The sequence below is a fragment of the Sphingomonas sp. genome, assembly GCF_032114135.1.
In the GTDB taxonomy this organism is placed as follows: domain Bacteria; phylum Pseudomonadota; class Alphaproteobacteria; order Sphingomonadales; family Sphingomonadaceae; genus Sphingomonas.
Map to the genome: position 1 here is coordinate 2495604 of NZ_DAMCTA010000001.1, position 18405 is coordinate 2514008.

The 18405-nt window shown below is 64.2% G+C and carries 14 protein-coding genes; 6 read left to right on the top strand and 8 right to left on the bottom strand.

Features of this window, described 5'->3' with window-relative positions; translation table 11 throughout:
- Positions 1 to 392 precede the first annotated feature (392 nt).
- The 3 genes from RT655_RS11845 (at position 393) to RT655_RS11855 (ending at position 5672) form a co-directional block, all read left to right on the top strand.
- The gene (locus RT655_RS11845) at positions 393 to 2525 is read left to right on the top strand and encodes a TonB-dependent receptor (protein ID WP_313536834.1); all 2133 of its coding nucleotides are present in this window, start codon (positions 393 to 395) and stop codon (positions 2523 to 2525) included.
- The gene (locus RT655_RS11850; RefSeq protein WP_313536835.1) at positions 2525 to 3625 is read left to right on the top strand and encodes a PepSY-associated TM helix domain-containing protein; all 1101 of its coding nucleotides are present in this window, start codon (positions 2525 to 2527) and stop codon (positions 3623 to 3625) included. The genes RT655_RS11845 and RT655_RS11850 overlap by 1 nt, the downstream gene beginning before the upstream one ends.
- A gap of 1096 nt (positions 3626 to 4721) precedes the next feature.
- Positions 4722 to 5672: an HWE histidine kinase domain-containing protein gene (locus RT655_RS11855; protein ID WP_313536836.1), complete on the top strand. Its 951-nt coding sequence runs from the start codon at positions 4722 to 4724 to the stop codon at positions 5670 to 5672.
- Between the two features lie 1166 nt (positions 5673 to 6838).
- Here the strand turns inward: RT655_RS11855 and RT655_RS11860 are convergent.
- The 6 genes from RT655_RS11860 to RT655_RS11885 all read right to left on the bottom strand — a co-directional run bounded on the left by RT655_RS11860 (position 6839) and on the right by RT655_RS11885 (position 9568).
- The gene (locus RT655_RS11860; RefSeq protein WP_313536837.1) at positions 6839 to 7114 is read right to left on the bottom strand and encodes a hypothetical protein; all 276 of its coding nucleotides are present in this window, start codon (positions 7112 to 7114) and stop codon (positions 6839 to 6841) included.
- Between the two features lie 57 nt (positions 7115 to 7171).
- Positions 7172 to 7390 (bottom strand): hypothetical protein, encoded by a 219-nt coding sequence (locus RT655_RS11865; protein WP_313536838.1) that lies wholly within the window; start codon positions 7388 to 7390, stop codon positions 7172 to 7174.
- 244 nt (positions 7391 to 7634) lie between these two features.
- Positions 7635 to 8162, bottom strand: coding sequence for a hypothetical protein (locus tag RT655_RS11870; RefSeq protein WP_313536839.1), 528 nt, complete (start codon positions 8160 to 8162; stop codon positions 7635 to 7637).
- A gap of 1 nt (position 8163) precedes the next feature.
- On the bottom strand, positions 8164 to 9051 hold the full coding sequence (locus tag RT655_RS11875; protein ID WP_313536840.1) for a transglutaminase family protein: 888 nt from the start codon (positions 9049 to 9051) through the stop codon (positions 8164 to 8166).
- A gap of 9 nt (positions 9052 to 9060) precedes the next feature.
- On the bottom strand, positions 9061 to 9342 hold the full coding sequence (locus RT655_RS11880; RefSeq protein ID WP_313536841.1) for a hypothetical protein: 282 nt from the start codon (positions 9340 to 9342) through the stop codon (positions 9061 to 9063).
- A gap of 97 nt (positions 9343 to 9439) precedes the next feature.
- Positions 9440 to 9568 carry a hypothetical protein gene (locus RT655_RS11885; protein ID WP_313536842.1) on the bottom strand — a complete coding sequence of 43 codons (129 nt, stop codon included), beginning with the start codon at positions 9566 to 9568 and terminating at the stop codon, positions 9440 to 9442.
- Between the two features lie 446 nt (positions 9569 to 10014).
- On the opposite strand from RT655_RS11885, the gene RT655_RS11890 reads away from it, so the two are divergent.
- A complete protein-coding gene (locus tag RT655_RS11890) occupies positions 10015 to 10269 on the top strand; it encodes a hypothetical protein (RefSeq protein WP_313536843.1) in 255 nt (84 codons plus the stop codon).
- A 331-nt stretch (positions 10270 to 10600) separates the two neighbouring features.
- Here RT655_RS11890 and RT655_RS11895 read toward each other — a convergent pair whose 3' ends face one another.
- Positions 10601 to 13858, bottom strand: a complete 3258-nt coding sequence (locus RT655_RS11895; protein ID WP_313536845.1) for a PAS domain S-box protein — start codon at positions 13856 to 13858, stop codon at positions 10601 to 10603.
- A 560-nt stretch (positions 13859 to 14418) separates the two neighbouring features.
- Between RT655_RS11895 and RT655_RS11900 the strand changes: the two genes are divergently transcribed.
- Positions 14419 to 15558, top strand: coding sequence for a PHB depolymerase family esterase (locus tag RT655_RS11900; protein WP_313536846.1), 1140 nt, complete (start codon positions 14419 to 14421; stop codon positions 15556 to 15558).
- 207 nt (positions 15559 to 15765) lie between these two features.
- Positions 15766 to 16011, top strand: a complete 246-nt coding sequence (locus RT655_RS11905) for a hypothetical protein (RefSeq protein WP_313536847.1) — start codon at positions 15766 to 15768, stop codon at positions 16009 to 16011.
- Positions 16012 to 16435: 424 nt separating this feature from the next.
- Here RT655_RS11905 and RT655_RS11910 read toward each other — a convergent pair whose 3' ends face one another.
- Entirely contained in the window at positions 16436 to 18352 is a 1917-nt protein-coding gene (locus RT655_RS11910; protein ID WP_313536848.1) for a PAS domain S-box protein, read from the bottom strand.
- Positions 18353 to 18405: the final 53 nt, after the last annotated feature.

The window sequence follows — 18405 nt, forward strand, 5'->3', positions numbered from 1 at the left end:
GATCTGGCACGACTGCCGACCGCTACGCGCCCACTTTCAGTCGTTCAGCGGGCTAACCGGGCCCTCCAAAAGCGGACGCAGATCGAATGGTGCGAAGGGGGGGCTGCTGGCTACCTGGAGTGGCAGGAGTCGACCACATCCAGTTGTTCAATGCCGTTGATGTGAACGTCGGTTTTCGCTGAAACCCGTCAATGACGTCGCTAATCCCGCGCAGTCGGCTTGGCACCCGATTGGGCGCTTCAGCAGGTTCATGACCTGTCCGGAACCAATCGCTGCGGAAGGCGGCCGATTAGGGCTCGGCGACAGAAAAGCGGGACTGCGAAATATCTGCTAATGCGAGGCTGTTGCAAAACGTCAGGTTCTTTTCTATCGCACCCCGAAAGGGGAAGACGATGAAGTTCGCCATCGGCGTTATCGCCGCAGCTACCATCTGGACGGGAAGTGCTAAGGCGCAGGACGGCCGAGCCGGCGAGGACGAGCTCGAGACCGCGCGCGAGGGTATCGTGGTGACCGCCGCACGCACCAACTTGCCGGCCAGCGCACTACCGCTGACGGTGGACGTGATCGATCGCGAGACGCTGTCGCGTCAGGTTGCGGTGTCCGGTTCCACCGTCGATGCGGTGTCCGCGCTGCTCCCGTCCTTCTCGCCGACGCGCGAGAAGATCACCGGCTTCGGCGAGACGCTGCGCGGCCGATCGCCGCTCTACGCAATCAACGGCATCCCCCAGACGACGCCGATCCGCGACGGCGCGCGCGACGGCTATACCATCGATCCCTTCTTCATCGACCGGGTCGAAGTGATCTACGGTTCCAACGCCCTGCAGGGCATCGGGGCGACGGGCGGGGTGGTCAATCAGGTCACCGTCGGTGCGCCCAAGCAAAGTGGCTGGAGCGGGCGGACCCTGCTCCAGGCGAATAGCGGCGACGATTTCTCCGGCGATTCGCTCGGCGGCAAGGTCGCCGGCCTGGTCAGCGTCCGCAGCGGCCGGTTCGATGCCACCGCGGGCGCGGCGTTCGAACGGCGCGGCGTGTTCCTCGACGGGCGCGGGCGCCGCATCGGGCTTGACGGCAACCAGAGCGAGATCCAGGATACCGACAGCCTTTCCTTCTTCGGCCGGGCGGGATTCGACATCTCCGGTACCGCCCGCATCGAGGTGATCGCCAACCGCTTCCGGCTGGAGGGCAACAACCACTATCTCCCGGTCGACGGCGATCGTGCGCTGGGCATTCCCGCCACCAGCCGGCGCGGGCAGACGCCGGGGCAGCCCTCCACCGGCCTCGCCGAGATGGTGTCGGCCTCGCTCACCGACGGCGATCTGGCGGGCGGCGCGTTCACGCTGCAGGGCTTCTACAACCGCACCAGCGACACCTTTGCCGGCGGCATCCTGGCGACGTTCCAGGACGCGCGGATCGCACCGGTGGGCTCGCTATTCGACCAGTCGCGCAACGTATCGCGCAAGATCGGCGGCAAGGTCAGCTACGAGCGCGCCGTGCCGGGGTTCGAGGCGCTGACGCTTACCGCAGGGTTCGACGCGCTGATCGATCGCACCAAACAGGATCTCGTCCAGACCGGCCGCGCCTGGGTGCCGCAGACCGACTTCCGCAGCCTGGCGCCGTTCGGGCAGGCCAATCTTAAGCTGTTCGACGGCATCGTGCGGCTGGCCGGGGGCGTGCGCTACGAGAATGTCCAGCTCGACATTCCCGATTATACCACGCTCGCCAGCGCGGGTGCGCGGGCGGTCACCGGCGGCAAGCCGTCGTTCGAGCGCGCCTTGTGGAACGGCGGCGTGGTGGTGGAGCCGATCAAGGGCATCCGCGCCTATGGCAGCTATGCGGAAGGCTATACGATTGCCGATATTGGGCGCGTCCTGCGCGGCATCACTCAGCCCAATATTCGCATCGCTGACTTCCTCGACCTGACGCCCGTCGTGTCGAACAACCGCGAGCTAGGCATAGAGGTGAACCAGGGGCCGCTGGAGGCGAGCGCCACCTATTACTGGTCGTCGAGCGACCTCGGCCAGGTGCTGGTGCGCGCCAGCGACGGCATGTTCAACGTGATGCGCCAGCCGATCGACATCGAGGGCCTGGAAGTGAACCTCAATGTCCGCACCCCACTGCCTGGGCTGAAGCTCGGTACCGGCTTCGCCCATGTCAGCGGGCGCACGGATACCAATGGCGACGGCAGGATGGATGCCGATCTCGACGGCGCCAACATCTCGCCCGACCGGCTCAACCTCAGCATCGACTATGCCCGCGGACGCTTCAGCGCGCGCGTACAGGGCCGCTATTATCTGTCGCGCCGGTTCCAGGGGCAGCCGATCGCCAATGATTTCGACGGTTATCGGCTGTTCGACGCCTATGTCGCCTATTACCTGCCGATCGGCCGCATGATGCTGAGTGTCCAGAACCTCGGGAACACCGACTATGTCACCTATTACAGCGACACGCAGGGGCCGACCGACAATGCCCGTTTCTACAAGGGGCGCGGCCGCAACTTTACGCTGGGCTGGCAGGCCGGGTTCTGATGCATATCCTCGCCCTGCTGCATCGCTGGATCGGCGCGATCGGCGGCCTGTTGCTCGCGGTGCTGGGGCTGACCGGCACGCTGCTCGTGTGGCGGGACGAGCTCACCTTCGTGGCGCATGCGGGGGATCCGGTGCGTGCCGATCCGGCCGCGCTGGCCGAGGTCGTACGCCTGGTATCCGACGGGGAACGGCCGATCGACCGCATCACCTTTGCGGGCGACGGTCTCGGAGTCCACCAGGTGCTGTTCAGGGGCGGCGGCGGCGCCTATCTCAGCCAGGCTGGCGAGACGGTTGCCCGCTGGTCGGCGACGTGGCAGCGGCCTGAGCTATGGCTGTTCGATCTCCACCATCGCCTGCTGATCGGCGACACGGGGGAGACGATCACCGGCGTCGCCGGTCTCGTCGGGCTGTTCTTCGTCGTCACCGGGGTCCTGCTGTGGTGGCGGACGCGCCGTCGCTTTCGCCTGCGGCTTTGGCCCGCGACGATGAAGTCCGGCGCGATCGTCCACCATCATCGCGACCTGGGCGTGGTGGCCGCGCCCTTGCTGCTCGTCTCGCTTGTGACGGGAGTGCTGATGGTCTTTCCCGCCCTAAGCGGCAGTCTGCTTGCCGAGGCCCGTCCGCGCCCGCCGAAGCTGGAAGGGCATCGCGCGGCACCGGCTGCGCGGGAGCTGGCACCGTTGTTCGAGGCTGCAGCGGCGATCTTCCCCGGCGCTGAACTCCGTCGCCTGCAATGGCCGCGAAAGGCCGGGGCTCCGATCGTCCTGCGGCTGCGGCAGCCGTTCGAGTGGACGCCGAACGGCCGCACTTTCGTCTATGCCGATCCCGCCACGCTGGCGATCCTGGGCCGCGCCGATCCCGCTGAGGGAGGCACTGTGGCTTCGATCCGCGAGAAGCTCTATCCGATCCACGCCGCCAAGGCTGGAGGTGTGCTCTGGAAGCTATCCATGAGCGTGTCCGGCGTCGCACTGGCTCTGCTCGGGAGCTTGGCAGTGTACGCATTCTGGCGGACGCAATGGAAGATTCGTAGCGCCAAACGCAGCAAGTTAAAGGATAGGTCTCAAGCGGAGGCGCAGAACATCGCTCCAATCAGGCGGTGAGCGTCGGCTGGCGACCAGCTCAAGACAGTCAGCGTCGTTCAAGTGAGCGGCGGCTCTTGCTGGAACCCGCCATTCGTGTCGCGCGCACCAGCCGGTCGGCTTTGCGCCCACTTCCGGCCGTTAGAAGGTGCTCGAAGGCTTCCCAGAAGCGGACATGGCGCGAGCCTGGTTCGCAGGAGGTCCCGACGCGCCGGCAGGGGAGGGGGCACCCAGCTGCGCACCTACTCGCAGGCGGCCAGCAAGGCGACTGATCACCCACAAGCGGCCCCAGGCGCACAGCCCTCAGATCCACCTCGCCAAGGACCGGGAGTGGGACACAGCCGCCATGCCCAAGTTGCGGGCTGAACGTCAGGTCTTCCCGCGAGCCGACATTCAGCAGTTGCTGGGTCGCCCCCGTGCGGAGGCTGCAACTAGCCAGTTGCAGACAGGCACCTCATCGGCGCTCAACGCCGGATGAATCGCATTCCCGGCCAATCACGGCGCAAAAGCGGACGTCTGATTGCGGACATGCTGACAGCCGCTAGCTCCGCTGTAGGGGGGCGCTGGACGAAGTTCCGGAGCGACGGGCAGAGGCGAGCGCCTCCGTCGTGCGCTCGCCTGCCAGCGGGATCATTTTCTACCTCAAGATGCAGCGGCTTCGCCTTCACGCGGTCTGGAGAGTTCGCCGCTCATCCGACGCAGCACTCGGGTGCGATGCTTATAGGTGTTGTGGCGCTCCCCACCCAGCCATCGCCGAAGTCGCTGGAGAAAGCCTTGGTCATGTTTGTTAGAGCCGCCTCGAGCGCTTCCGCCGCCGATGCGGCGTTGCACGATAGCGGGGAGGTCCCCGGCACACGAGTGAGTTTCACTGGTCGATCGTCATGCGTGTCTCGTCGATCGAGCGGGCGCACGAAGCATCTTTCAGTCGCGACGTCGTTCGCGGCATGTACCGCGATTAGAACGCTATGGACTCGTCAATTTAATAATCAGATTATGTCACAACCATTATTGCTGCGCGATGCCTTTAGGTTTAAGCTCCCGTGCAGCCAGGTTAGGAACTGACATCTCCATTGATTCTGACCATACAGCGCATACCTGGCATGCCAGTCATCTGCACTTGGCGATCGAGGCGGCCGGCGTCTCGCTTTGGGCATGGAATGTAGACGACGGGCGGTTCTCGATGGACGCGCGGGGTTTCATGCTTTGGGGGTTGCCTTGGTGCGAGACGGTAACGTTCGAAAACCTCTCTGAGCATATCCATCCCGCCGACCGCGACCGGGTCCGCGCTGCCTTCCATGCGACTCGCGCGACCCTTGGGTCCTATGAAACCGACTTCCGTATCTTGGTAAGCAAGGACATTCGGTGGATCGCTGCTCGCGGGCGGGGGGCAGATGCCGGTATCGTCGAGCGCACCATGTACGGCATCTTCCTGGACGTCACTGGCCGCAAGCAGGCAGAAGAAGGACACGAACTCCTCGCTGGAGAGATGAGCCATAGGGTGAAGAACCTGCTCGCCATTGCCGCCGGACTGACGAGCATCGCTGCACGGACTACATCGACCAAGACCGACATGGCGCGCGAACTCATCCAGCGTCTCACGGCCCTCGGCCGCGCGCATGATCTCGTTCGGCCGCTGCCTGCCGACCAGGGGTCGGCCGCGCTGCTTGGCGATTTGATTTCCGTCTTGCTCGCCCCCTATGACGAGACGGGCGCCTTTAGCGGTCGAATTCGGGTGGCCGTGCCTCGCATGGGGGTGGGCGAGGTGGCAGCAGCCAGTCTCGCCATGGTGTTCCACGAGCTCGCCACCAACGCGATGAAATATGGTGCGCTGTCCACCTCAGCGGGAACGCTCGACATCTCCTCGCATTCGGACGGAGACTGCATCTGTCTTATATGGGTAGAACGTGGTGGGCCAGTCGTCATCAAGCCCTCCGGAACGCGCGGATTTGGTAGCCAACTCGTCGAACGCAGCGTCGAACGCCAACTTCGGGGAACGATAGAACGCCGATGGTCTGCGGACGGACTGATCGTCACTCTAAACCTAGATCGGGCCAGCTTGGCCCTCTAAAGTAGAAAGCTTCGTAAAGATCCCTAGCGATTACCCTAGAGTGGCCGCGAGCAACACCCTCTATCACGAGCGGTCTTTTTAGAATAAGCATTTGTGCCTGCTCGTATCGCCTTCATGCGAGTTGTCTAGGCCTTGTACATCGCAGTGGGGCTACCGACATTCAATACATCGTCAGCAATCTATTCTTAGGCGCGGGCGACTGAGAGACTGTGCGCTCCCGCTTACTGTCTTAGAGGTCAGCCAATGCGACGCGACGAAATCATCCGTGGACACCATCAGGTTGCTAACGCTGCTGCTGTCCCACGCTCGAAAGCGCGGTCCCCACATTGTAGCAACGCGGCTGGCAATGGCGGAGGTATCCGGGCTCTGGAAACGCGCGTTTCGACATGGGAAAGAACGCCGCTGCAGGATTGGATCGTTCACCTTCATCCAAAAAGCAGCAATGGAGCCGACGAAGCGCGCGCGTCCGACGTTTCATGATGTTCCTGCTCGGTATCGCGCTCGCGGTCTGGATTTTGCCCACGGCATGTATGCTACTGCTATACCTATGCACCTTCCTTTCGCCTCCCTTGCGCGCTTGGGTGTTAAAGCACCTCGGCGCCTAATCGAGAAAACTGACGCCCGGTTCTCAAGGTTTCAGGAGCGCGGCGGCTTGCGGTTCGAGCCACGCTGCCGCCGGAGCGAACGCATGATTACCGTAGTCGTAAAGCCGCTTGACGCCGCAGACCGGAAGAAGGCGGGGCATCCGCCGTGAGAGTCCTCATAGTTAGATTCCCGAGTATACCGACGGCGCGGATACACTGCTCATTGCTTTCCCTTGAAATGACCAAAGGCATTTCAGACGTGCCTTATGATGCACGAGGAGGTTTGAAGCCGTTGGCACGCACTCGGATGCCGGTATTTGTCTGGCCTCTTGGTCCGGACGTGTGCCGCCGGCCCGATCGAGAAGTCACGGGCTAGGACCACATCAGCTTTGCGGAATTGGTAGCGCTTCATCCGTGGGTCTTCGCCAGTCCTGTCGTAATCGCCTAAATTTTGCTGCACGGCCTTACCGTTATGCCGATCATGCGGCCGTTCGATTGCCAGCAGGTGCGGGATCCGGGCCTTGAGGGACATGCCAGCGGCGAAGGGATGCGGCGCGTGACGGATGCGCGCGCCGCCTGGCCTCAACCCAGCGCGCGCAAAACCGGTCGATCGGCGAAATCGCGATCCGGATTCTCGCTAAGGTCGCGGTCTTCCGTGGAGCGTTCGAGACGCGATTCGGTCCGATACAGGCGGGTGGCTACCTCGCGCGCCTCGCGCTTTTCCGCCGCAAGCGCTTCCTTTCGCCAGGCTGCCGCTGCGATGAACGCTACTCCACGAACATTGGGCAACAGGGCATCGGTCGCCTGCTGACGCTGGCGGGCTTCCTGCGCGCGGCAGGTAAAGGCGGTAGGGTGCATCGTGGTGACTCCTCGGTGCGCGCGATGGGTAAACTGGCGCGGCAGTTGATCGTCCGATCAGATGCGCCGTGCGGGGCGCCGGACGCGCGTCACTGCACCGTCGAGCAGGCGCCCCTGAAACAGCTGGCGGATTCGCTCGGCATCCTCTGCGCGGGAAAAGACGACATGCGTGCCGCTTGGCGACATTGGCTCAATCGCGCTGATCCGCACCTGTTGCTGCGCGCAGGTAGCTAGCACCTCTTGCACGGCCGCGTCGATGTTGACGACGCGCGACATTCAGGCGGACTTCGGGCTGGGCGGGCCTGCGGGATCGTGCCGCGGCGTGAAAATGGACAGGACCGGCCGGCGACGCGCACTGCCATCGATAAATGGAACCACGTTCGGGGAGCCCGGAACCAGGGAGAAAGAGGACATGGAGCTGCTCCTTCGAAGAGCGGGAGCAGGATTCTCTCTCAGCCGCGGCGTTGCTCAGGCAAGGCTGGCCGCGATACTATCAATATGGGGATCGACCACGTATTTACTAGGGACACTGCACGAGATCGTCGGCGAGCCCTCGATAGAAATGGGCTACGCACTGCAGGTCCGCCGGTAGAATGACGAGCATCGTGCCAGTTTCGGGCGCCGGTGCCGTCCCAGACCGGCCGAGGCCGGTCCAGCACGCCGCCGCCATCGCGCGGCCGCGGAGGATACCGTCAAAGTGGAACAGGCAGGCGCGCGTGCCGCCCAGTCCCACCAGCCGGCCGTGATCGTCCTCGCCATGCCCCAGCGCCGCGTGCAGCGCGCGCAGCTTGTTGGCGCTGTTCCGCTGGCCGGGCGCGGCACCAAGGCCATGGGCGTTCGCGACCGCGTCGAGCAGATGATGGAGGAACCGATCCAATTCGCGCAGGCCGTTGCCGATCCATTTCGACCGGTGCCGATGGCTGATCGGCACGGCCCTCTCGGGCCGCGTCGCGGCTTGCCCCATGGGGCCGGCTACGAAGCGCGCGCCCCGGCACAACGTCCGATAGGCGCGATCGAGTTCGGCGGCGCGTCCATTCGGGTCGGGCATCTCAGAGGGCGAAAGCGTTGAAGGCACCGGCCGGCGCGCTGCTCGTCTCGACCGTCACCTCGACCTGCATGTCGAGAAAGTCCTCGGGCGCGCCGAGATAGCTGCCCCGCACCGGGTGGATCCGGGCGATGTCGCTCGCGATCGCGACCGGGATGAGGCCCGCCCCGCCCATGCGGCCATGGGTGGGATCGAAAGGGATCCAGCCGGCACAGGGCAGATACACTTCGGCCCAGGCATGGGTGGTCCCGTGCTGGTCGCCCGCCGGGTCGGGCTGGAGATAGCCGGACACCGCATGCGCACCAAAGCCGAGGTGCCGTACCGCCTCGATGAACAGCGTCGCGAAATCCCGGCACGATCCGCTGCCCCGGTCGATCGTATCGTCAGGCGACTGGGTACCCTCTTCCTCCCGCACCCGATAGGCGAGACCGGCGGCAATCGCGGTGTTGATCGTCTGCAGCAGCGTCAGCGTATCGTTTGCCGCGGTGCCGCTAACCTGCGCCAGCCACGCGCCCACTCGGTCTGCCGCCTGCGGATATTGCGGGACCCGCATCCCGCCAAGATCGGCGATTTCCTCATCGGAATAGGCGAAGGGAAAGTGGTGCGCGGAGGGAGCGATGGTGAATACCGGCCACGCGCTTGCGGAGTGATCCACCACCATCCGGCTGTCGATCGTCAGCGCCCGGGTCGCTTCGACGAAGCTGGCAGTCGCGATCAGGTTGCCGAACACGTCCTGCGTCCACTCGATCGTCGCCGGCGGCACGCAGTGGAGTTCGGTCGTGAGCAAGCGAAGATCCTGTCCGCCGCGAGGGCGCAGCATCATCCGGTGCGGCTGCAGCCATACCGGCCGCGCATAGCGGTAGCGCGTGCGATGATGGATAGTCAGCAGCACCCTGAGGCTTCAACGACGCGCGGCGCGGGCGGTGATCGCCTGCTCCACCGCCTCGCAGCCGATCGGGTTGGCAACGGCAAGGTCGAGCGGCCGCCCCCCCAGCGCGTCGTCATGGCTATTGAGGAATTGAATCGCGGAATCTCCGCCGAGGAGATTCCAGGCGAGCAGCGCGACGCGGCTCTGTCGCTCGAGACTGTCCGCCGACGGGCGTGGCCTCCCGAACGAACTGCGGAACTGCCTGCGATTCGGTGCGCGCGTGGCCACCGGTTCGGTCGTCGTCGGAGCGGACATGGGCATTCCTTTGCGTCACTGGCCCGGGAATGCGGGCGCAGCAGAGGATCGAAGGCGGCGGGATGGAACGCGCCCTTCAAAACAGGCGGGAAGAAGGTCAGCCCTTTCTAGGCGATTGCGCCGGCGGCGTTCCCTTGATCGAGGGATTGGAAGCATTTTGCTTCGGCGGTTCGGGCTTCTTCGGCTTGCGTGCCTCGCGGTTCCCGCGCTGCTGTCCTTTGGCCATGTCGTGCTCTCCGTGAATATGGGGTCTGGTTGCCCCCGCGTGCAGAGGTGGTCAGCGCGGGACGCGCGAAGGGAGCGGACGCGCTCCCTTGGGAGGACAGGCGCTGCGGAATGGGACGTGCACGGCCGTCTTCCTCGCGGCAGCCTGAGGACGCGCAGGGTTCAAGGGCGACGGGGGACGCAAATCGAGGATCGCAGCCATGAGAGCATTCCGCTTTAGAGCGGGAGCATCAATGCTCTCGGTCGCGGCCAAGCTCGGGAAGGACGGCGCGATAGAGCATATATGGGGACAGCAGAACGCGCGGGCTACCCCCCAAAAATGCGGAAGCCGAAATAGTTTGGGGCGTGCTTGTCATTCAATCTCGAAGGCACGACATCGTACGTGCGATCCTGAAGCTGATGCATCGGCCTTTGTACCGCGTATGGGCAGACTAGGATGGCACGCTGATGTTCCTCGACGATCGCGACGCACCGCCCAGTCTGAAAACAGCCTTGCCTTGGAGCACGCCACCGTCAAATCTGGGTTCGGCCGAATGCCGCTGGTGCTGGCGTTTCATCTACGCACCTGCGATCCCGTGTTCGATCATGGTGCTGCCGGGGCTCGCCGAGATTGCGACTTCGTCTGGGCTTGGCGCCCGATGCAAGTGGGAGCTGGCTACCCGGGTACGAGGTGATGAAGTCTGCGCGAAACTCGGCCGATGACGGGCACGTACCAGCGCTGGACCCAAACCAACATCAACGATCTACGCAGCGGAATCGCAGCCGGCATCAGCATCGAGCTCATAGCCGACGCCTTAGGTCGAAGGGTGGAAGACACGCGAGCGATGGCATTGCGGCTTCGCCTTCGTGTGACTCCGGGTCGGTCCCTCTCGAGCATCTAAACGTCCAAGCGCTGTTTACATTTGGTGTAGCCAAAACATCGCGCATACGAGATGGACGGACGCTATGAGGTGCAGATCCCTTTCTCGAAGCGAAGCGCAACGGCCGCGCGGGGTTGAGGATTGAGGCTGAACCCGCCTGTTGAAGACGCCTCCTAAATGCCAGGCGTGTCGGCGCCAGTGGGAAGCAATGCCGCCAGGCTCGCCGCCAGTTCGGCACTGCGAAACGGCTTGGTCAGGATCGGCAGATCGGCAGCGATCCCCTCGACCTCGGCATAGCCGGACACGACCAGGACCGGCAGGGCCGGCAGGGTCGCCCGCACCTCGTGCGCCAGATCTGCGCCGGTCATGCCGGGCATCAGGTGATCGGTGATGAGAATGTCAGGCTTGGTGCCCGTCTGCAGCACGCGCAACGCTTCCTCGGCGGAGTCGACCTCGACCACCTCGAAACCGAAATCGCTGAGCATGTCGGCGGTGCTCATCCGCACGAGCTCCTCATCATCCACCAGCAGCGCAATTCCCTTGGCACGCGCGCTTTCCACCTGATCGGGAACCTGTTCCTGGTCTCGGATCGCCACTGCACTCATCGGCAGCCACAGCGTCACCTCGGTGCCTTCGCCGGGGGCGCTGGCGATCGTGAGCCCACCACCAAGCTGGGCCGCCAGTCCGTGCACCATCGAGAGGCCCAGCCCGGTCCCCTTCCCGATGCCCTTGGTGGAAAAGAACGGTTCGATCGCGCGCTTGAGCGTCTCTGCATCCATGCCTGCGCCGGTGTCGCGCACGCTCAGACGAACATAATGGCCTGGCGCAACGTCGGAAGGATGCCGCCCTCGCACGCTTTCCCGCCGGGCGGAGATCGTCAGCTGGCCCCCGCCCTGCATTGCGTCCCGTGCGTTCACCGCCAGATTCAGAAGCGCCATCTCGAGCTGGTTGGCATCGGCCATTGCCGGTGGCAGCTCGGATGCCAGGTCAACCCGCACCTCGATGTTCGGGCCAACCGTCGACTCGATCAGACCGGCCATCTCCTCAATCAACGTGACGAGATCGACTGCGGCCGACTGCAGCGGCTGACGCCGGGCAAAGGCAAGCAGCCGCTGCACCAGCGTCTTGGCGCGTTCTGCGGACTGTAGCGCACCGTCGATCAGCCGCCGCTCCCGCTCGTTGCCCAGTCCCTTGCGGACGAGCAGGTCAAGCGAGCCGATGATCGGCGTGAGCAAATTGTTGAAATCGTGCGCGACGCCGCCGGTCAGGCTGCCCATCGCCTCCATCTTCTGGCTTTGGCGCAGCGCCTCCTGCGCGGCCTCCAGTTCGGCCTCCCGCGCCTTTGCGGCGCTCAGGTCGCGGCCGACCGCGATGAAGTTCAGCCCGTTGGGTTCGGGGGCGACGGTCCATTCGATCGGCTTCCAGCCGCCGTCTGCGGTCGCGATGCGGTTCTCGAAGCGGGTCGGCCGATGCGTCTCGCTCATCTGCTGAATGGCCGCAAGCGTCGGCGCTTCGTCCTCGGGGTGCATGAAGGAAGCGTAGCCGCGGGTGAGCAGATCCTGCTCGCTCCACCCGAGCACCCGCTGCCATGCCGGGCTGACCGCGGACATCATCCCGCTGTAATCGGCACGCGCGAGCATGTCCTGCGACAGGCTCCAGAGCCGGTCGCGCTCCGCCGAACGTGCCGCCACCTGGGCCTCCAGCGTCTCGTTCATCTGCACCAGCGCCGCCTCGGCAGTCTTGCGGTCATGGATATCGACCGACGCCCCGAACCACCGCACAACGGCTCCCGTTTCTGGATCCCGATAGGGCTCGCCGCGCACGAGAAACCAGCGATAGTCGCCCGACGCGGATCGGATCCGGTGTTCGACCAGGAAGGTGGAGCCGGTCTGTCGCGCGGAATCGAAAGCCGCCATGGTCGCGGCCACATCGTCCGGATGCACATGCTCCGCAGCAACTCCCGACGCTGTGGCCGGGTGGTAGGCAGATCCCGTATAGTCGGACCAGTGCTTGTTGAAGAATTCCGTCCGTCCGTCCGCGTCGGTGATCCAAACGATCTGGGGAACCGCATCCGCCATCAGCCGGAACTGCGCTTCGCTACTGCGCAGGGCGTTCTCGGTTTCCTTCCGATCGTGGATGTCGATCGAACTGCCGACCCAGGTGACCGCCCCGCTGTCATCTACAACCGGCTCCGCGCGCGCCGCGTGCCAGCGATAGACGCCGTCGCTGCGGCGGTAGCGCACCTCGACGTCATACGACGTGCCGTTCGACCGCGCCTCGGCCCATCGCGCCGCCGTCGCCTCCTTGTCATCCGGGTGGAGCACCGCGACCCAGCCAGTGGACAGTGCCTGCTCAGGCGTCTGGCCGGTATATTCGTACCAACGCCGGTTGAAATAGGTGACATCGCCATCGGCTTCGGCGAACCACACGAAGGTGGGCAGCGCATCGGTGCGGTTCCGCAGCCGCGCTTCGCTCTCGCGCTGCCGTTCCTCCCCGGCCTTGCGCTCATCAATGTCGAGGACGGAGCCGACATAGCCCAGATAGGCGCCGTCCTCGTCGAAGCGAGGCGCTGCGGCATCCAGGGCCCATCGATAGCTGCCGTCCACGCTGCGCAGACGATATTCGCTTCGGAACGGCGCCCGCGCCGCGTTGGCCTCCAGGAAGGCCCTTTCCGCTTCGGCCCTGTCTTCCGGATGCGTGGCATCCAGCCAGCCATAGCCTTCTGCTTCACCCGGAGTCTGGCCCGTACACTCATACCAGGCGCGATTCAGATAGGTGCAATAGCCGCTGGGATCCGTGACCCACATCATCAGGGGGGCGTGATCGGCCATGTTGCGAAAGCGGGCTTCACTCTCTCGTAGCGCCTGCTCGGCGCGGATACGCCCGGTGGTTTCCGTGCACGCGCAGAACATGCCCTCCACGTCGCCGCTGTCACCATGCACCGGTGAATAGGAGAAGGTGAACCAGGTCTGCTCGTCGAAGCCTTGGCGGTGCATCAATAGCGGAAGGTCCTGTCGATAGGTGGCCTCCCCCGCCATCGCGGCATCGATCAGGGGGACGATGTCTTCCCAGATCTCGGACCAGATATCGTGGAATCGCCGACCAAGCGCGTCAGGATGTTTATGCGCAAGGATTTCGGCGTAGGCATCGTTGTAGAGAAAGCCGAGGTCCGGCCCCCAGGCCACGAACATCGGGAATTTGGACGAAAGCATCAGGCCTACGACGAGCCGCAGAGACTGCGGCCAGGTCTCGGGCGGTCCTAGGGGGGACGTCGACCAATCGTGGCAGCGCATCCGCCCTGCGATGTCGCTTTCCTGATCGAGGAAGCGGAGGGGCATGATCGCGGGCGAAAGACTCATGAAATCCTTATCCGTCAACGCGCGATCCTGCGCCATCGCTTTGGTCAAACGAATGGCAAGGGTGCGTTCCATTTCGAACGTCCGATTCCGTGCATTCCGCCACGCTTAGTCGCGCAATCGCCACCGGCACATTCAAAGTCGTCGCGAGCTGCTCAACGATCGCATGCCCGTCGCCCAACGCATCAGGACGCGCGCGCATGCGCATCTGCAGGCGGCGCGGGGTCAGCTGCGTCGATGAGACTGATCAGGTTGCCGAAAGGACAGGCACCATCGACAGGATAACTCCGGATGAGATTGTTTCCGCAGCGATCAATGTCGCGCTGACAGAGGGGCGCCCGTGCGGCTTTTGGTTCCCCTTCAGTCATGTTGCCAATCCAATTCACTAGGTCGTCGTCAAGCCAACGCGCCGGGCAGCTGGATGTGTCCGCGGGAAGAATACGGGATAGCCGTACAATTTCGCAGCGTGGACAACTACTTGCCAGTCATCGCCGCCTTAGCGTTCCCCATCGTCCAAATGCGCGTGATTCGGCCACTGCCCCTTGCGGTTCAGGATCGGCACCCGACATTGTGCAGTGCAGCATACGCCTATTCCTACATTGTCACGGCGCTCGCCATGGCCAGGAGAATGCCCAGTGCGAAGCGTCAAGGATACGATCGAGCGCCTCTCGGCCATGCGCGGGGCCGCGCTTCCGGGGAATGGCAGCGCGCCGGATCGCCTGCAGGATCTGCCCGCGTTCGGAAGCAATCCCGGCGCCCTGCGCGGCCGCTGCTATGTGCCTGGACAACTGGGGCCCGATGCGCCGATGGTAGTGGTGCTGCATGGCTGCACCCAGACCGCCGCCGGCTATGATCATGGGTCCGGCTGGTCGCAGCTTGCCGATGCGCACGGCTTCGCGCTGCTGTATCCGGAGCAGCAGCGCGCCAACAACCCGAGCCTCTGCTTCAACTGGTTTCATCCCGAAGACACGCGCAGGGACGCCGGCGAGGCCCTATCGATCCGCCAGATGGTCGCGGCGATGGTCGCCACCCATGCCATCGATCCCGCGCGCATTTATGTCACCGGACTATCGGCGGGCGGGGCCATGGCCTCGGTGATGCTGGCGACCTATCCGGACGTATTTGCCGGCGGCGCAGTGATCGCGGGCCTGCCCTTTGGCACGGCCCATTCGGTGCCGGAGGCATTCGACCGCATGCGCGCCCATGGGGGCCCGCCGGCAGCGGCACTCGGCGCGCTGGTCGCCCAGGCCTCGCCGCATCGTGGGCCTTGGCCGCGCCTTTCGGTATGGCACGGCACCGCCGACGCGACTGTCCACGTCGCCAATGCCACACTTGTCGTCGAGCAATGGCGCGGGCTGCACCATGCATCGTCCGAGGCGCGGCAGGTCGAACAGGGCGAGGGCTATCGCCGGACGGTGTGGCACGACGCGCAAGGTCGCGAGGTCATCGAGGAGTACCGGATCGACGGCATGGGCCACGGCACGCCGCTGGCCACCCAGGGCCCGGACGCGTGCGGTACCGCCGGACCGTTCATGCTGGAAGCGGACATCTCGTCCACGCGGCGCATCGCGCAGTTCTGGGGCATCGCCACGGACCAGTCCGCCCGCTCGGCGCATCCAGCAGACAACCTTGCACGCGCGGCTTCCGCTGCCGTTATCCAGCATGCCGGAACGCCGCCCGCTTTCACGAGCCCGCGGCCGAGCCGGGCTGCTCCAGCAAACAAGATCGGCCAGGTCATCGAGGACGCGCTCCGCGCGGCCGGGCTGATGCGCTAGCGGCACGGGCGCGGCACAGGATCGCGGGCGACATCCGTTTCGGTCAAAGCCGTTCGAACAGCAGGTGACCTATGCCTCTGCGCTGGCGCCACCGCATCTTTCCATGCCGGCGCGTCGCCCCCATATCCCGTCTATCGCGGCATCAGCCCTGAGCGCCGCCGCGACTGAGAGATGCTTCGTGCTCCCGCTCAAACGAGGAGACACGCAATGACCATCGATCCGAGCGAATCCCTGCCGTACGAGCCTGCCGCGCTGACGGACACGCTCCCCGCATCGGACGCGGACGTGCTCGAGGCTGCGCTGGCGGACATGACCAAGGCTTTCTCCAGCGATTTCGTCGCCGGTCGGGTGGGAGAACGCCACAACACCTATCAGCATCGCACCCGCGTGCTGCGTCAGCTAAGCGACCAACTCACCGTTCTGCGGAAACGGGAAGCGGCGGCTTTCTCTTGAGGTAAGGGGGGCGGGCGCGTGCCACTAGAAGAGCCGCCCGCCGCACCCGCAGGTGCGCGCGCTCGCCTTCTAGCGATTGGCGCGACCTCAGCTAACATCGGCAGCTTTTGTGGTAAGCTGCCGTTCAGGGCCAGACCACCGAACGACTGGGTCTGGTCGATAGCGGCCAGTGGGAGACGGGCAGGGACGCCAGGCAGGTGCGCGCCCAATTCCCGCCGTGCGGAAACCGTAGCGCGCTTCCCGAAAGCAGGCATCCTTTCAGCGCAGCCCGCGATCAGCCTTGGACTACCGCTAGTTGGTGTGAGCGGGTCATGGGGAAAGGGGAGGGGGGAGGCATCTGCGTCATAGAGGATCGACGGCTTTCCTCACCATGAGGTCCACCGCCGTTATACCCTCCTGTATATCAACCTATGGAGGAACCAAGTCAGCGACCTTGCTCGCTGCGCTCGAGAAGCTGGTTGATGCTCGCGGCGAGCGTTCCCAGTTTGTACGGCTTGCGGAGAATGGGAAACTCTCGGTCGTCGCGGGGGATGAACTGCTTGCTGCTATAGCCGCTCGCGAGCAGCACTGGAACGTGGCTGTGCGAGCGCTTTACCTCGCCGGCAAGTTCCAGGCCGCTCATGACGGGCATGACGATGTCGGAAAAGACCAGATCGACCTCGTTTTCCTGAAGGAGGGCGAGGGCCTCGCGACCGTTCTCAGCCTCCAGAACACGACAACCTAGGTCATCAAGTAGCTGGTGCGCGAAATAGCGAACGTGTTCGCTATCCTCGACCAGCAATACCCGAAGACCGTCGGGAAGCTTCATTTGCGCCTCAGGTGCCGCTTCACGAGCGTGCTCTTTCAAGGTGCGCGGGATCCAGAGCTCCACCCTCGTGCCTTGGCCGACTTCGGACTCGATCCTTGCGGACCCTCCTGATTGAACGGCGTAGCCGTGGATCTGGGACAACCCCAGACCGGTGCCCTTTCCGGTAGCCTTTGTCGTGAAAAAGGGTTCGAAAACTCGCTTCAGTGTCTCAGGTGCGATTCCTTCCCCTGTGTCCTGGATCGCCAGCAGGACGCCGTCCCCTTCGTCCCGAGTGCGGTTGCGTGTTGAGATCGTGATTTGGCCGCCCGAGGGCATAGCATCGCGGGCGTTGAGAACGGCATTTAGCAGCGCTGCTTCGAGACCGGCGGGGTCGACCTCCACCGTCCAAAGGCCCGGCGCAAGATCAAGCGTCAGCTCGTAAGGGCTGCCTAACGTCCGCTGGAGCATCTCGCCCATTGCATCCAAGCGCACACTTAGATCGATCACCTCGGGTTCAAGAGGCTGGCGGCGGGCGAAGGCCAGTAACTGCGACGTGAGGCTTGTTGCTCGCTCGGCGGTCTCGAGCATCACGTTCAGATATCGGATGCGCTTCTCGATCGGCAGATCGGGCTGCTTAAGCAGGAAGTCCGCGGATCCGCGCATCACCGTCATCAGATTGTTGAAGTCGTGAGCGATTCCGCCGGCGAGTTCCCCCAGCGCCTGGAGCTTCTGTGATTGCAAGAGCGCCTCCTGCGTGCGGCGAAGCTCCAGCTCGCCCTCCTTCTTCTCGGTCACGTCCCGCGTTATCTTGGCAAATCCGACATGTTCGCCGGCTTCGTTGTAGATCGGGTCTATCAGCACATGTGCCCAGAACAACGAGCCGTCCTTGCGTACCCGCTGCGCCTCTGCCTCGAATTTGCCTTGCTCCAAGGCAGTTTCAAGCGCGATGTCTGGTGCGCCGCGCGCGCGGTCCGCTTCGGTGTAGAAGCGGGAGAAATGCTGCCCTAGAATTTCAGCTTCGCTATAGCCCTTGATCGCCTGTGCGCCCGAGTTCCAGCTCGTGATCTTGCCTTGCTTGTCGAGCATGTAAATCGCATAGTCGCGAACGCCCTGGACGAGCATCTGGAGCTGCAACGCGCTTTCAAAGGTGGCCTGCTCGAGCCGACGCTTGTCCGTGATGTCCCGTGTGATCTTGGCGAAGCCGAGGAGCGTACCATCCTCACCTCGGATCGCGTCCAGGACGGCATTTGCCCAGAAGCTGCTACCATCCTTGCGGATGCGCCACCCCTCCGCTTCGAATCGACCGTCGCGCGCGGCGGCCTGAAGTGCGAGCGATGGCAACCCCGCCGCCTGATCCTCGACCGAGAAGAAGCGCGAGAAATGCTCGCCAATAATCTCATCGGCGGCATAGCCCTTGAAGCGAGCCGCGCCGCTGTTCCAGGTGACGATACGGCCGTTCGGATCCAACATGTAGAGGGCGTAGTCGGTAATCGCATCGACCAGCAGCTGAAAGGTCTCTGCAGGCGCGTGCGGCTTAGCGTCATCAGATCCCAAGACTCAAATCCCTGTGCTAACCCCCCCAGGTTGGCCAATATGTACCAAAGTGC

Coding starts and splice junctions, on each gene's coding strand:
- RT655_RS11865 (WP_313536838.1), bottom strand. CDS start 7,390: ATGTCGCGCGTCGTCAACATCGACGCGGCCGTGCAAGAGGTGCTAGCT.
- RT655_RS11880 (WP_313536841.1), bottom strand. CDS start 9,342: ATGTCCGCTCCGACGACGACCGAACCGGTGGCCACGCGCGCACCGAAT.
- RT655_RS11885 (WP_313536842.1), bottom strand. CDS start 9,568: ATGGCCAAAGGACAGCAGCGCGGGAACCGCGAGGCACGCAAGCCGAAG.
- RT655_RS11895 (WP_313536845.1), bottom strand. CDS start 13,858: ATGGAACGCACCCTTGCCATTCGTTTGACCAAAGCGATGGCGCAGGAT.
- RT655_RS11845 (WP_313536834.1), top strand. CDS start 393: ATGAAGTTCGCCATCGGCGTTATCGCCGCAGCTACCATCTGGACGGGA.
- RT655_RS11890 (WP_313536843.1), top strand. CDS start 10,015: ATGTTCCTCGACGATCGCGACGCACCGCCCAGTCTGAAAACAGCCTTG.
- RT655_RS11850 (WP_313536835.1), top strand. CDS start 2,525: ATGCATATCCTCGCCCTGCTGCATCGCTGGATCGGCGCGATCGGCGGC.
- RT655_RS11870 (WP_313536839.1), bottom strand. CDS start 8,162: ATGCCCGACCCGAATGGACGCGCCGCCGAACTCGATCGCGCCTATCGG.
- RT655_RS11905 (WP_313536847.1), top strand. CDS start 15,766: ATGACCATCGATCCGAGCGAATCCCTGCCGTACGAGCCTGCCGCGCTG.
- RT655_RS11860 (WP_313536837.1), bottom strand. CDS start 7,114: ATGCACCCTACCGCCTTTACCTGCCGCGCGCAGGAAGCCCGCCAGCGT.